We start from the raw sequence: 14,548 nt of genomic DNA, 5'->3' as shown, positions 1-14,548 counted from the left end.
CCTGGAACGCCCGAGTCTAGGCTGAGGGCGTGATCATCCTCGCGGCCACCCCCATCGGCAATCTCGGGGACGCGTCCCGCCGGCTCGTCGAAGCGCTGGAGTCGGCCACCGTGGTCGCCGCCGAAGACACGCGCACGACGCAGCGCCTGCTCGCGGCGCTCGGGATCGCCAACCGGCCCCGCCTCATCGCCCTTCACGACCACAACGAGAAGGATCGCGCGCCCGAGATCGTGGAGCTCGCCCGCGACGGGGACGTCCTCGTGCTGAGCGACGCCGGGATGCCGACCGTCAGCGACCCGGGTTACGGCGTCGTCGCCGCGGCCGCCGAGGCGGGAGTGATCGTGACCGCGATCCCTGGCCCGAGCGCCGTCGTGACCGCGCTCGCTGTCTCAGGCCTGCCGACCGACCGCTTCAGCTTCGAAGGATTCGTGCCCCGCAAGGCGGGGGAGCGGACGTCGACCCTGCGGGCGCTCGCCGCGGAGCCCCGCACGATGGTGTTCTTCGAGGCGCCTTCGCGGGTGGCATCCACACTCTCCGACATGGCAGCCGAGTTCGGGGCCGACCGGCGGGCGGCGGTCTGTCGCGAACTGACCAAGCTGCACGAGGAGGTCGCGCGGGGCACGCTCGACGAGCTGGTGTCGTGGGCCGAGGGTGGCGTGCGCGGCGAGCTCGTGATCGTCGTTGCCGGCGCGCCCGCGCGCGGCGTCGCGTTCCCCGACGCGGTCACCCAGGTGCTCGAGCTGGTGCGCGACGGAATGCGTCTGAAGGATGCCGCGGCCGAAGTGTCCGGGCTCACCGGACACTCCAGCCGCGAGCTGTATCAGGCGTCGCTCGCCGTGCGCGGCTGACGCTTCCGTCGCACGATCACGACCGCCACGCCGCTGGCGAGCAGCGCGAGTCCCAGCCATAGCGCGTCGAGCGTCATGCCGGTCGGCGGCAGCGGCGGAACAGGCGGCACAGGAGGCGTCGGAGGCACCGGAGGCTCGGGGGGTACCGGCGGTTCGAGCGGAGGCACCGGCGCGCACGCGGTCGTCGACGCGGTGCTCGTCGTCCCCGTGACCGTGACGCTGTTGAGCAGGCCGGACCCCTCGGTGTCGGACGTCACGATGCAGTCGGCCTGCTCGGGCGTGATCGTGGACGACACGGTCACCGTCGCGGTCACGGTGAAGGTGTGGACCGCCCCGGGCGGGATCACCGCCCCGGAGGTGATGAGCCTGACGTCGGCCCCGTTCCAGGCGGGGTCGACGGCCACGTCGTCCGAGGTGACGGTCGCCGACTGAACGGTGACCCCTTCGCCGAAGCGCGGCCCGTCACTGAGGTCGTAGGTGTCGGCCATGCCGCCCGGGTTGGTGACCGTGATCGTGTAGGCGATGACGAACGAGCCGTCGTCCTGCTGCGTCGGCCCGGAGGCGACCGTCTTCTCGATCTCGAGCGGCGCGCGAGACGCGTTGACGAACGAGCAGAACACCGTGCCCCGCAACGGGACGCCCACGGTGACCGACGACCCGTCGACGATGGGGTCCGCGTCCGAGCCCGTGCATTCGATCCCGGCGAGCTGCCAGTCCGTCAGCGCGGTGAGCTCGGTCACGGTGTAGGTGCCGGGGGCGATCGGTCCGGTCGAGTACGGGTCGGCGGCATCCGTCAGCGAGAACTCCGCGCCCTGCGGTCCCCACTCGAAGTCGAACTCCTGCGTCGCGCCCGCGGGAAGCGTGGTCTTGTCGACGAGGAGCGTGCCCCACTGCGTGTTCGTGAAGGTGCAGACGACGGTCTCGCCCGGGTCGACGTTCACCGTGCCGACCAGATCCTCGACGGTCGAGGCCGTGCCGTCGGCATCGCCGTCGGCGCAGACGAGGTCGGTGTTGTCGAAGCCGGTGGGCGTGGTCTCGCTCACCTCGTACGACCCGGGCGCCACGTCCTCGAAGGTCTCGGAGCCGGTGCCGTCGACCGTCGTGATCGAGAAGGCCCCGGGGTCGCGCCAGGTCCCCGTGAAGTCGAACGTGCCGTCGTCGCCGTCGACGTCCTTGACGACCACGATGCGCCCGGCGGCGGCGTTCTCGATCCCGCAGGCGACGGCGTCGCCGGGCTGCAGATCGAGGTCCGCGGCGTCGGCCGGGGTGGTCTGTCCGGCACGCGTCACCGTGCACTCGAACTCACCGGCGACCCAGCCGTCGGCATCGCTCTCGGTGAGCGCGTACTTCCCGGGCGGTACCGCGTCGAGGGTGGTGGTGCCGGTGCCGTCGACCGTCGTGACCTGCGTGTCGATCGGCTCTCCGGCCGGATCGGTCGGGGTCAGTACGAAGTCGAACGTGCCGTCGCCCCCGACCGTCGACTTCGTGATTGTGACGCCGACGGGCTGCGGCGCGTTCGCGATCACGCAGTCGAACGTCGTGCCGGCCTCGGCGATGAACGTGACGCTGGCGGGGTCGTCGTCCGAGTCCTCGACGCCCTCGCAGACGAACGGGCTCGGCTGCCAGCCGGGCACCGGCTGCTCCGAGATCGTGTACGTGCGGCCGGGACGAAGGCCGGTCCAGGTGGCCGTCTGCGAGGACGCGCCGGATCCCGAGATGGTCTGCGCGCCGCCGTCCGGGGTGACCCCGTCGGCCGGCGTCAGCGCGAACGGGAACGACCACTCGAAGCCCTCCGGGACGTCGGTGACGATCTTCGTGACCGACAGCGTCGCCGGCGTCGCAGTGTTGTCGATGTCGCAGGCGATCTGATCGCCGGGAGCGACCCGGAATCCGCTGACGTCGAGCGACTCGGAGGTGCTGTCGGCGTGGGTCACGGTGCACGCCAGCTCTCCCTGGACCCAGCCCGGGATCTCGCGCTCGACCAGCGAGTACAGGCCGCGCGGCGCGAGACCGGTGAAGGTGGCGACGCCGGTGCCATCCGCGGTGACCACGGACGAGACGATGGCGGGTGCCACCGGGTCCAGCGGCGTCAGGATGAACTGGAACGTCCCGTCGCCCTCGAGTGCCGTCTTCGTGATGCTGACGTCGATCGACTCGGGCTGGTTCGTGATGGCGCAGTCGAGCGCCTGATCGGGTTGGGCGACGAAGGTGACCGTCAGCGGGTCGACGTCGGCATCCTCGATTCCGGTGCAGGTCAGCTCACCTGCGGCCCACCCCGGCGCGGCCTGCTCGGCGATCGTGTACGTCCGTCCCGGCAGGAGGTTCGTCCACGTCGCCGTCTGCGAGGTCGGGCCGGTGCCCGAGATCGTCTGCGCGCCGCCGTCCGGAAGCACGCCGTCCGGCGGTGTCAGGGTGAAGCCGAACTCCCACGGGAGGTCGTCCGTCACGTCGGTCACGGTCTTCGTGAGCGAGAGGGATGCCGGCGCCGCCGTGTTCTCGGCGGTGCAGGTGATCTCATCGCCGGGTGCAAGCGTGAACTGCCATCCGATCGTGCCGGCGGCATCCGCGAGGCCACACGTCAACGTGCCGTCCCACCCGGCCGGCAGAGTCTCATCCAGGGAGTACGTGACCCCCGGGACGAGCTCGGCGAATGACACCGACGGGTCGTCCGACGAGACGGTCACGAACTGCGACGAACCGTCGTCGCCGGTCAGGGCGAAGTCGAACGACCACGGCGTGCCGTCGGCGAGTCCCGCGACCGTCTTCGAGAGGTTCAACGTGCCGAGCGCCGCGGTGTTGTGGAAGACGCACTGGGCGATGCCCTGATCCGGCAGATCGACCGTCGCCGTGAGCGTCTCGAGGTCGATCGTCGATCCGCCGCCGTCGGACACGTCGCACGTGATGTCGGTCAGGTCCCAGTCGGGCAGGTCGCTCAGCAGCTCGGTGATGTCATAGCTGCCAGCCTCCAGGCTGGGGCTGTCCCACGTGGCGAATCCGGGCCGCGGGTTCAGGGTGAACTGCTCGGTCGGGTCCTCGCCGCTGGGGCCGAAGTCGAACAGGAAGTCCTGGTCGTACTCGAACGGGTCGGTCTCTTTCACGACGAGGATGTGGCCGGGGACGACGTTGACGAAATAACAGCTCACCGTGTCGCCCGGTGCGAGGTCGAACTCCGCGCTCGTCGATCCGGCGGGGAAGACGGTGTCGACGCCGCCGATGGTGCAGATGAGCGAGCCGATCTCGGTGCCGTGGCGATCACCGATCTCGGACACCGAGTAATGCCCCGGCGGGATGCCCGTGAAGTCCTGGTAGTAGTTCGTGCCGTCGCCGACCTCGGTGTTGATCGAGAAGCTCTCGCCCCCCGGCCACGTGCCGGTGAACTCGAACGCGGTGTTCGGGTCGGTCCCGATCGCCTCTTTGCTGATGCGGATGCTGCCGAGCTGGGAGTTGGTGAACGTGCACGCGACATCAGCGCCCGCGACCGTCGTGACCTCGGCGAAAGCGTCGGATTCATTGATGACGGCGCCGGCACTGGTGCACGTGATGTCGGGACTCGTCATCCATCCGTCGGGGATCGTCTCGCCGATCGGGACGGTCGTGCCCGGCGGGAACGAGAACGTCTGACTCTGGCCGTCGGTCAGGGTGACGGGGGTCCCGGCGACGTCGAACGCGAACGACTGATCGGACCCGTCGGGCAGCGTCTGTTTCGTCACGGTGACCGTCGAGGTCGCGTTCGTGATGACGCAGTCCGTGGTGGTCAGCGGGAAGACGCTGAACGTGTCGGCGGGGTCGTCGAGGACGAAGGTCAGCGTCGCGCCCGTGCCGGGCTGTGTTGTCGTGCAGACCAGTGACTGCTGCACCCAACCCGGCGGCAGCGAGGTCTCGGACAGCTGATAGTCGGTGCTGCCCAGGACGCCCTCGAAGGTGTGCTTCTCTCGGATGCCGATCGTGTCCGAGATCTCGGTGGCGCCCGTCGCCGGGACGACGACGCCGCCTCCGCGTGAGACCTGATAGCCGAACTGATCAGCGCCGGCGTAGTCCGCGGGCGCCGCGTCCTTCGTGACGGTGAGCGTGCCGCAGTTGGCGATCACGAGCGGATCCTGCGCCACGAAGTAGTCCTGCGTCTGGGCGGTGAAGTCCGTGCCGGTCCGGCTCAGCGCGGTCGAGGCCCGGAACGTCGAGCACGTGGCGGGGCTGATGAGCCCGGCCGCCGAGAGGTCGACGGCGAACTCGCCGAAGGTCGCCTGCGGCTGGTTGCCGATCGGCGGCCCTTCGGTGCGGACGCCCACCGCCCACGCCGTCTGGATGACCTTGCCCGTGTTCAGCCACTGGCCGGTCCCGTTCGGGTTCGCGCACGCGTCGCCGGCGGTGGGCACCCAGGTGCGGGTGTGCATCGTGGCGGTGCTGACGCTCGAGTTGTACTCGAACACCATCATGAGGTCATCGCAGCGTCCCGGCTGCGGACCCTCCAGCAGCTGGAGCACGCTGAGACTGCCGTTGCCGACGGCGCGGGTCCAATAGGAGTACAGCACCACGTGGCGCCCGCCCTGCGCGTCGACGACCACCTCGTACGCGGAGGCCATGCTGCACAGGTCGCCCTTCGCATTGGTGTTCTGTGGTCCGGGGGCCCACGGGTTCGTGTTCGGCGTCTGACTGCCCGGGGAGCCGGTCGGATCGAGCGTGGTCGACTCGCATGCCGCGGCGAGGCTTACGTTGTCCCACTCCATGCTGGCGTCGAGGATGCCGGAGGAGCGGTTGCCCTGCGACGTGACGTAGGCGCCGGTCGGCGTGAAGGTGTAGCTCCCGTCGGCGGCGAGAGGCGTCAGGAACGAGTTCCAGTCGAAGGTGTTCGGCGGTGTGCCGCCCGTCTTGTTGCCGTCGATCTCGAACCCCGTCGCGAGGCCTGACGGCTGCAGAGTCGCGGCCGTGGCGGCTCCTGCGATACCGAAAGGAGTGGCCAGCGCGCCGACCAGCGCGCCGATGACGACAAGTGAGACGAACTGGATCCTGCGCATCGACATCCCTCCAGGCGGCGTGCGCACGTCCCCCACCCGTGGACCAGCACGCGTCGTGATCCAGACCATAGCGGAAGCCATCGGCCCGAGGGGAGGGGGTGAGAGTCACGGAGGTGTCATTTCGCCACATTCACCCGCCTCGGGTGACAGGGTCCCCGGCGCCGCGGACGGCGCCGGGGATCGGCATCCATCAGCCCTTCGTCTTGGCGACCTTCAGCTGGTGGACGGCCTTCTGCACGAGCTTGGCGGCGTCCTTCACCTCGCGTGCCGACGCCTGCGACGCCGCGACGACGACGTCGCCGATCGCCGTCGCCTCGTCCAGCTGTGCGAGTGATGCGGCCGTGTAACGTGTCCGCTCCACGGCCGCCGCGGCTGACAGCGCGTCCACGACGGCGGTCTTGTCGACCGGTGTACCGCCACCCGCCGACGCGGCGTCGACGAGACGCACGTCGTCCAGCACGCCCCAGGCGCCGGCCGAGAGGGAGAAGTCCGCCGAGATCTCGACCACGCCGTCCGCGCCGACGACGACGCCGGGCACCGTGGCGGTGTGGAAGTCATTCCACACCGTGAACTCCATCGGTGCGCTCCAGGTGCCCTCGGAGGTGCGGGCAGTCAGCGTCCGCGTGTCGGTCGCCGGGCTGTTCGTGCCCTGGGTCGTCGCCTGCAGCACGTAGGTGCCGGCCGGCACTCCGGTCACGGTCTGCGACGCCGACGTCCGATACGCCCAGCCGCTCCAGAACGTGACCGCATGGTCGCCGACCGCAGCGTCCGCGGTCTCTTGACGCGCCGCGGGATCGGTGAGGCGCCACGCGCTCATGTCGGCGCTCTCGAAACCGCCGTTGACGACGTGGTTCGCCGCCTCGACGGTGACGTCCGCGGTGAGCGCGAGGCCGGATGCCGTGCGCCCGGGGATCGCGTAGTGCCCAGGGCCGCGGATCCACCGGACGGCGGCGCTCCAGGTCACGAACTGCTGCTCGCTGGTGCGGTCGTTGTACGCGACCGCGACCGTGGCGGGCAGCTCGACGGGCGAGCCGTCGACGACGGTCAGCGACACGTCCTGGACCGACACGACCTCTCGCGGCGCGACGGCGCCGGTGCGGACGTACGCGAAGGTGCGCAGGGACTCCAGCGGTGTGCCGTCCCAGGCGAAGAGCGACTGGTTGTCCCACGCCGACCCGCCGTACGAGTCGCCGACATGAAGGGGGTCGTAGCCGCTCGCGGCGCTGGAGGCCCAGCCCGAGCCGAACTGCTCCCACAGCACGCGGTTCGCCTCGACCTGGTCGGCCGGACCGACCGGAAGCCACGCGGGCTCCCAGTAGTACACGCCCACGCCGGCATCACCGACGGCGGCGACCGCTGCGATCACGTCCCGCAGCTCGAACGCCTGCCCCTGGACGCTCACCGGGTACTGGCTCGTGGTGCCGCTCGCGCCGATCACATTCGGGTAGCCGTCGCCGTCCTCGAGCGTGCGGGCCCAGCTGGTCTCGGCGACCATGACCTTCTTGTCGTACGTCGTGGCGACCTGCGACAGCACCGCCGTCAGGTTGTCGAGCGTGCCGTGCCAGTACGGGTAATACGAGCTCGCGAAGACGTCGTAGTCCACGCCGTACTGCGCGAGCCCCGCCGCGTACTCGGCGTAGCGGCCGGGCGTCTCGGGGTTCGTGAAGTGGACGGCCACCAGTGCGTCGGGCAGCACCTCGCGCACCGCGGCGCTGCCCGCCGACACCAGCGCGGCGAACTGCGCGTCGATCGCCCGCCCGGCCCGCGTGTGGCCGGCGATCGCGTTGTTCGTCTCGTTGCCGATCTGCACCATGCGCACGTCCACACCCGCGTCCTCGAAGCGCTGCAGCGCGTCCGCGGTGAAATCGTGCAGCGCGGTCGCGGTGGCGGCGTCGTCGAGGCCTGCCCACGCCTTCGGCGCCAGCTGACGCGCGGGGTCCGCCCAGAAGTCGGAGTAGTGGAAGTCGACCAGCACGTCCAGTCCCGCGGCGGTCGCGCGTCCTCCGATGGCGACGGCGCGGTCGACGTCGACGGTGCCGCCGCCGTAGCCGCGGCCCGAGGCGTCGTACGGGTCGTTCCAGACCCGGATGCGCACCGAGTTCACGCCGTTGTCGGCGAGTACCTCGAAGATGTCGGCGGGGGCACCGGCCGCATCCCGGAACACCACACCGCTCGACTCGAGCGACAGGACGGTCGAGACGTCGACCCCCATCGCGAAGTCGTCGGCGAGTCCGTCCACCCTGTCGACGAAGATTCCGGCGTCCACGGGGTCTTCCACCGTGGCCGCCCACGCGGCCGGTGCCGCGGCACCCGCGACGAGAGTCGCCGCGAGCGCTCCGCCGAGCACCGCCTTCCGGGTTCTCGATGTCCAGCTCTGCACGTTCGCATTCCTCTCCTGAGGCAGCGTCGCCGAACGGTCCCGCGACGCTGCGGCTGTCGTCGGCGTGGCCGACGGTGATGGATGCCGGGCGCACCGGCGCGGCGGATTCAGCCCTTGACGGAACCCGCGGTGAGGCCGCCGACGATGTAGCGCTGCAGCGACAGGAACAGGACGAGGACCGGGATCGCGGCGATCACCGCACCGGCGGCGAACAGGCCCCAGTTCGACGCCAGCTGGTTCGAGACCCACTGGTACATGCCCACCGCGAGCGTCCAGTTCTCCTCGGAGACCAGGACGATCTTGGCGATGATGTAGTCGCCGAACGCGGCGATGAAGGCGAGCAGCGCGACCACCGCGAGGATGGGCGTCACGAGCGGCATGATGAGCCGCCAGAAGATCTGCGCGTGCGTGGCGCCGTCGATCTTGGCCGACTCGTCGATCTCGATCGGCACGGTGTTGAAGAAGCCGTACATGAGGAACGTGTTGACGCCCAGCGCGCCGCCGAGGTACACGCAGATGAGCGCGATCTTGGAGTTGAGGCCGAGCGCCGGGACGACTTCGCCGAGTGTCAGCAGCATGAGGAAGATCGCGACGAACGCGAGCGCCTGCGGGAACATCTGGATGATGAGCAGCCCGGTGAGGCCCGCCCGGCGGCCCGAGAAGCGGAAGCGCGAGAACGCGTACGCGGCAGCCGCCCCCATCAGCACCGCGCCGACCGACGAGACGCCGCCGATCAGCAGCGTGTTGCCCGCCCACGTCCAGAACTGGGTCTGGCCGAGCGCGAAGAAGTTCGACAGGTCGACGACGCTGAACAGCGCGTTGCTCGCCGCGAGCGTGCCGTGCGGATTGAGCGATGCCGACAGCACGTAGACCAGCGGGAACACCGCATAGAAGATCACCACGACCGCGAGGAGGTACTTCCAGCCGACGTCGAGCAGCCAGCGTCGGCGGCGCGCGCCGCGGCGCGGATCGCGGGACGAGGCGGGGGAGGCCGGGACAGTCGTTGCAGTGGACATCACTGGAACTCCTCGAGCTTGCGGGTCTGCCGGAACGCGATCGCCGAGATGCCGCCGACGACCGCGAACACGAGGATCGACAACGCGCTCGCGAGGCCGTAGTCGGCTGCGCCGCCGGACACTCCCGAGATGTCGTAGATGGCCGAGATCAGGATGTCGGTGGCGCCCAAGGCATACGGCGCGCCGGGGATCGACGGGCCGCCGTTGTTGAACATGTAGATGACCGTGAAGTTGTTGAAGCTGAACGCGAACGACGAGATCAGCAGCGGTGCGGTCGCCACGAGCACGAGCGGCAGGATGATCGACCGCAGCTGCCGGGTGCGCCCGGCGCCGTCGATCGATGCCGCCTCGAGGGTATCCTGCGGCAGCGCCTGCAGCGCCCCGGTGCAGACCAGGAAGTAGTACGGATAAGTGAGCCACAGGTTGACCCAGATGACCGCGGCGCGGGCGAGCCATGGATCACCCAGCCAGTTGATGTGCGCTCCGAAGAAGAGGTCGTTGATGACGCCGAACTCGGCATTGAACATGCCGCGGAACAGCAGCGCCGACATGAAGGCCGGGAACGCGTACGGGAGGATGTACAGGGTCCGCAGGAACCGGCGTCCCTTGATCCGCGCGTCGTTGTAGATGAGCGCGAGGATGAGTCCGAGGGCGAACGGCAGCAGCACCGACAGCGTCGCGAACACGAAGGTCCACACGGTGACCGACAGGAGGGTGCTCGCGAGGGCGGGATCGGTGAAGATCCGCAGGAAGTTGTCGAAGCCGACATTGACGTACCAGCCTGCCGGCAGCGTGGAGCCGTCCTCCGCGACGAACGAGCCGCTGTCGTTCGCGGTGTAGACGGTGCCGGTGGTGGTGTCGGTGATCGTCTGGGCGGCGGCATCCCACACCAGCGTCGATTCGTAGACGGCGCCGGTGGAGCCGTCGCGCGTGCGGATGGAGCCGTCGTTGGGGTCGTCTGAGACGGGCACGCGCAGTGCTGCGATCTGCGCCTGCAGCTCGGCGTCGGTGATGACCGTCGCCTTGGGGATGACCGTCCAGCCCGGCACCTCGGTGGGCGTGCCCGCCTGGCCGACCTTCGCACCGGGCACCTCGCCCAGCGGCTCCTCGGCGGTGCCGGCCAGGACGTCACCGTCGTCGACGATCGCGAAGCCGAGCTGATCGCCGCGCTGGAGCACCGACAGGGGGTACGTGGGGGAGTCCTCGACGCGTCGCTCGCCCTGGATCAGCGCCGCCTCGACCGCCTGCTGCTGCGTGCCGGCATGCCCGGTGCCGTAGTTCGTGAAGGCGATGTACGCGGTGTATCCGAAGATGAACACCTGGAAGACGAGCAGGAACACGAGGCCGGGCAACAGGTACTTCAGCGGCAGCGCGCGCCGGGTGAAGTACACGACGTCTGCCGCCAGCACGAGCACCAGCATCCCGCCGAACACGATCCACGATTCGGCGCGGAAGGCGCTCAGCAGCGTCATCACGCCGAAGGCGTTCACGAGCGCCATCAGCGCGAGCTTGACGAGGAACCCCCAGCCCGGGCCGCGCCAGCGGCGGGCGTGCGATTCGCGAGGCCTGGGGGCGGCACTCGACGAGGGCGAGGGGGTCGCCGGCGGCGAGGGAGGTGCATCCACCGTCATGCGTGTGCTCCTGAGGGTCTGACTCCCGCGTCGGCGCGGGAGGCGAGGTGGGTGGAGTCCGGGAGGCGGGGAGAGGCACTCGCCCGCCTCCCGGAGTCAGGGATCGGTCGCCGAGCGTGTCGAAGCGCCCTTCGACACGCTCAGGGACCGAAGGTCAGCGGGCTCAGCCCTTGACCGCGGCCTCGACGTCGGTGACCATCTTGTTCCACGTCGGCACGGGGTCGGCGCCGTTGATGATCTGCGACTGCGCGGCGTTCCAGAGGTCCCACACCGAGCCCATCTCGGGGATGCTCGGCATCGGCACGCCGTTCTGCGCCGAGGCGAGGAAGCCCGCGATGATCGGGTCGGAGGCGACCTCGGTGGCCAGCGTCGACCACGCGGGGATGCGCGGGTCGGCCTCGTAGAGCGCGCGCTGCGCCTCTTCGGTGCCGAGGTAGTCGACGAGGAACGACTGCGCGAGCAGCTTGTTCTTGGACTGCGAGCTCAGGTAGAAGCCCTGCACGCCGACGAACGGCGCCGCGGGCTGCCCGCCGGCGGACGGGATGGGGCTCACGACGATGTTCTTGACGTCCGGGTAGGCGCTGATCGCCCAGGGTCCCTGGATCGTGTACGGCGCCTTGCCCGTGTTGAAGAGCTCGTTGTTGATGTCGTAGTCGACGGTCGTCGAGATGTAGCCGGTGCCGCTGGTGCCGTTGGCGCCGAGCCACTGTGCGAACGCCTCACCCGCGGCGCCGCCCATCCCGACCTCGGTCGTGTACGAGCCCGACGCGTCCTGGACGAACACCGGGGCGCCGAAGGACGTCTGGAAGCCGTACATCGTGTAGCCGTCGCCGGTCTCGCCGTTGGTGTTGATGACGAACGGACGCTCGGTGCCGGCCGCGAGACCCTTCTGGATCATCTCGTCCCAGGTCGCCGGCGCCTCGCTGCCGACCAGGTCGGCGTTCTGCACGAGCGCGATCGTCTCGAGCGAGTACGGCAGGGCGTACAGCTGGCCGTCGTAGGTCATCGCCTCCAGCGCGACCGGCTCGAACTCGGACGCCTTGTCGCCGAGGTCGATCGTGTCGACGACGCCCGCAGCGACGAGCGCGCCGAGCCAGTCGTGCGCGCCGACGGTGATGTCGGGACCCTTGCCGGTCGGGACCTGGGCGATGAAGTCGTTGCGAAGATCCTCGAAGTTCTTCTTGACGATCTTCACGGTCGCGCCGGTCTCGTCCTCGAACGCCTTCGCGGCGTCCTTGACGGCGCCCTGGCGCTCCTCGTCGGTCCAGATGACGAGCTCGGCGCTGCTGCTGTCGCCCGAGCCGTCGCTGCTGCTGTCGTCGTTCGTGCTGCCGGAGCAGCCGGCGAGGACGACCGCTGCCGTGAGCGCCAGCGCTCCGAATGCGATCTGCTTGCGCATGGTTTTCCTTTCGGTGGTGGTGTGTGCAGAGGTGCGGGTCAGGGTGCGGCGCGGTGCGCCGGAGTGAGCCGGACGACGGCGAGGCCGCCGGCGGGGACGGTGAGGGTGCCGTCGACGGCCGCGCCGGAGATGAGCTCCACGCCGGTCGCCGGGAAGGTCGCCGGTTCGTCGCGATGGTTGATCGCCACGGCGAACTCCGCATCGTCGCCGCGGCGCAGCACGACTTCGAGACCCTCGGGGTGCGCGGCGGGCGTGACGCCGGCGTCGGCGTACACCTCGGTCATGACGGTGCGGAGGCCCTCGGCATCCAATCGCGTGCTGAGGTACCAGCCCACGCCGGAGCCGTGCACGTGCCGGGTGATCGCCGCGCCCCCGGCGCCGGGGCCGTCGAGGTAGGTGCCGACCGCCTCGGCGCCCTCGAGGACGATGTCCTCCTGCCAGGCGTCGGCGGAGAGGGATGCCGCACCGCGCCATCGCACGGCATGGCGGGCGCCCTCGCGCAGCGGCAGGAACTCCTCGACCACCAGCCCGAGCGCGTCGCGCAGCGGGGCGACGAAACCACCCGCGGGCACCGCGTCGTTCTCGTCGACGACGGCGGAGAAGAACGAGACGACGAGCGTGCCGCCCGACTCGACGTAGCGGGTGAGGTTCGCGGCGTCGGCGGCGCTCAGCATGTACTGCGCGGGCGCGACCACGAGCTTGTAGCCGGAGAGGTCCTGGCCGGGCAGGGCGAAGTCCGCCGTGATGCCGTCGCGCCACAGCCGCTCGTAGAAGGAACGGATGCGCTCGGCGTGCGACACGTCCACCGACGGGCGCCATTCGAGGTCCTGCGCCCAGAACGACTCGAAGTCCCACAGGATCGCCACGTCGGCGGCGACGCGAGAGCCGCGCACCTCCTCGAGACGCGCCAGCACATCGCCGAACTCCACGACTTCGCGCCACACGCGGGAAGACGTGCCGGCGTGCGGGATCATCGCGGAGTGGAACTTCTCGGCGCCGGAGCGTGACGCGCGCCACTGGAAGAACAGGATCGCGTCGGCGCCGCGCGCGAGGTGCGTGAGCGAGTTGCGTGCGAGCTCTCCGGGACGCTTGGCCACGTTGCGCGGCTGCCAATTGACCGCCGACGTGGAGTGCTCCATGAGGATCCACGGCTTGCCGCCGCCGACCGAGCGCGAGAGATCTGCAGCGATCGCGAGGCCGATCTCGCCCTCCGGATCCGCGGCGACCAGATAGTGGTCGTCCGAGACGATGTCGACCTCGCGCGCCCATGCCCACATGTCGGTGGTCCAGCTCTGGTTCGCCATGAAGTTCGTGGTGATGGGCTGCGACGCGTGTGCGCGGATCGCGTCGCGCTCGGCGATGAAGCACGCCCGCAGCTGATGGTCGGTGAAGCGGGCGAAGTCGAGACGCTGCGCGGGGTTGACCACCGAGGGCGCGGCGGCGGGTGCGCCGACGTGATCCCACGACCCGTAGTGCTGGCCCCAGAACGCGGTGCCCCACGCGGCGTTGAGCCCGTCGAGGCTTCCGTACTTGTCGCGCAGCCAGCCGCGGAAGGCGCGCACCGACTGCTCGGAGTAGTCCTCGCCGACCGGTACGCCGTACTCGTTGTGCACGTGCCACAGCACGACCGCCGGGTGGGAGCCGTAGCGCTCGGCGAGGGTCGAGGCGATGCGGACGATCGCCTCGCGGTACGCGGGAGAGGCGTGGGACGCCATGCCGCGGGCGCCGAAGCCCATCGTGACGCCGTCGCGCGTGACGACGCGGGCGTCGGGATGGTCGGCGAAGAACCACGCCGGGGGAGACGCGGTGGGGGTTCCGAGGTCGACCGAGATGCCGTTCTCGTGAAGCAGGTCGAGCAGCTCGTCGAGCCACGCGAAGTCGAAGACGCCCTCCGCGGTCTCGATCAGGGCCCACGCGAAGATGCCGACGCTGACCAGGTTGACCCCGGCCTCTCGCATGAGCGCGACGTCTTCGCGCCAGACCTCTTTCGGCCACTGCTCGGGGGTGTAGTCGCCGCCATAGGCGATTCCCCGGATCTCGGGCCAGCGGTCGGACGAGGTCATGGACGCTCCATCGGGTCGGTTCACGGGGTCACGGCGGGCTGCCGCAGCGGTCTCTCGTCGATCGACGACTGTGACCGGTCACAGTCTTGCTCGAGTGGATGCCGCACCGCATGATCCCGCCCGCAACCGTTACCCAACTGTGACCGGTCACAGCTCTCGCTGTGTCGGGCGCCGATTCGGCCCGTTCGCGGGGTAGAGT

General features: G+C 69.9%; 7 protein-coding genes. 1 reads left to right on the top strand and 6 read right to left on the bottom strand.

Features of this window, described 5'->3' with window-relative positions; all coding sequences use genetic code 11:
* Positions 1-29: 29 nt before the first annotated feature.
* On the top strand, positions 30-848 hold the full coding sequence (rsmI, locus tag IF188_RS12145) for a 16S rRNA (cytidine(1402)-2'-O)-methyltransferase (RefSeq protein ID WP_191172066.1): 819 nt from the start codon (positions 30-32) through the stop codon (positions 846-848).
* On the opposite strand, the gene IF188_RS12140 is transcribed toward rsmI, so the two are convergent.
* The 6 genes from IF188_RS12140 to IF188_RS12115 all read right to left on the bottom strand — a co-directional run bounded on the left by IF188_RS12140 (position 821) and on the right by IF188_RS12115 (position 14,349).
* Positions 821-5,860 (bottom strand): prealbumin-like fold domain-containing protein, encoded by a 5,040-nt coding sequence (locus tag IF188_RS12140; RefSeq protein WP_191172065.1) that lies wholly within the window; start codon positions 5,858-5,860, stop codon positions 821-823. The two genes, rsmI and IF188_RS12140, sit on opposite strands and share 28 nt — an antisense overlap.
* Before the next feature lie 190 nt (positions 5,861-6,050).
* Complete coding sequence (locus IF188_RS12135) at positions 6,051-8,240, bottom strand: glycosyl hydrolase 53 family protein (RefSeq protein WP_318152869.1); 2,190 nt, start codon at positions 8,238-8,240, stop codon at positions 6,051-6,053.
* Between the two features lie 107 nt (positions 8,241-8,347).
* Positions 8,348-9,256, bottom strand: coding sequence for a sugar ABC transporter permease (locus tag IF188_RS12130; protein ID WP_191172064.1), 909 nt, complete (start codon positions 9,254-9,256; stop codon positions 8,348-8,350).
* The gene (locus IF188_RS12125) at positions 9,256-10,887 is read right to left on the bottom strand and encodes an ABC transporter permease subunit (RefSeq protein WP_191172063.1); all 1,632 of its coding nucleotides are present in this window, start codon (positions 10,885-10,887) and stop codon (positions 9,256-9,258) included. Before IF188_RS12125 ends, IF188_RS12130 begins: the two co-directional genes overlap by 1 nt.
* Positions 10,888-11,050: 163 nt before the next feature.
* On the bottom strand, positions 11,051-12,286 hold the full coding sequence (locus IF188_RS12120) for a sugar ABC transporter substrate-binding protein (RefSeq protein ID WP_191172062.1): 1,236 nt from the start codon (positions 12,284-12,286) through the stop codon (positions 11,051-11,053).
* 38 nt (positions 12,287-12,324) lie between these two features.
* Positions 12,325-14,349, bottom strand: a complete 2,025-nt coding sequence (locus IF188_RS12115; RefSeq protein WP_191172061.1) for a beta-galactosidase — start codon at positions 14,347-14,349, stop codon at positions 12,325-12,327.
* Positions 14,350-14,548: the final 199 nt, after the last annotated feature.

This window comes from Microbacterium helvum (assembly GCF_014779795.1).
In the GTDB taxonomy this organism is placed as follows: Bacteria; Actinomycetota; Actinomycetes; order Actinomycetales; family Microbacteriaceae; genus Microbacterium; species Microbacterium helvum.
This window is presented reverse-complemented; position numbering and strand designations above follow the sequence as displayed.

Excerpts from the sequence above, each read along its gene's own strand:
- IF188_RS12140 (WP_191172065.1), bottom strand. The coding sequence starts at position 5,860 with ATGCGCAGGATCCAGTTCGTCTCACTTGTCGTCATCGGCGCGCTGGTC.
- IF188_RS12130 (WP_191172064.1), bottom strand. The coding sequence starts at position 9,256 with ATGTCCACTGCAACGACTGTCCCGGCCTCCCCCGCCTCGTCCCGCGAT.
- IF188_RS12125 (WP_191172063.1), bottom strand. The coding sequence starts at position 10,887 with ATGACGGTGGATGCACCTCCCTCGCCGCCGGCGACCCCCTCGCCCTCG.
- IF188_RS12120 (WP_191172062.1), bottom strand. The coding sequence starts at position 12,286 with ATGCGCAAGCAGATCGCATTCGGAGCGCTGGCGCTCACGGCAGCGGTC.
- IF188_RS12115 (WP_191172061.1), bottom strand. The coding sequence starts at position 14,349 with ATGACCTCGTCCGACCGCTGGCCCGAGATCCGGGGAATCGCCTATGGC.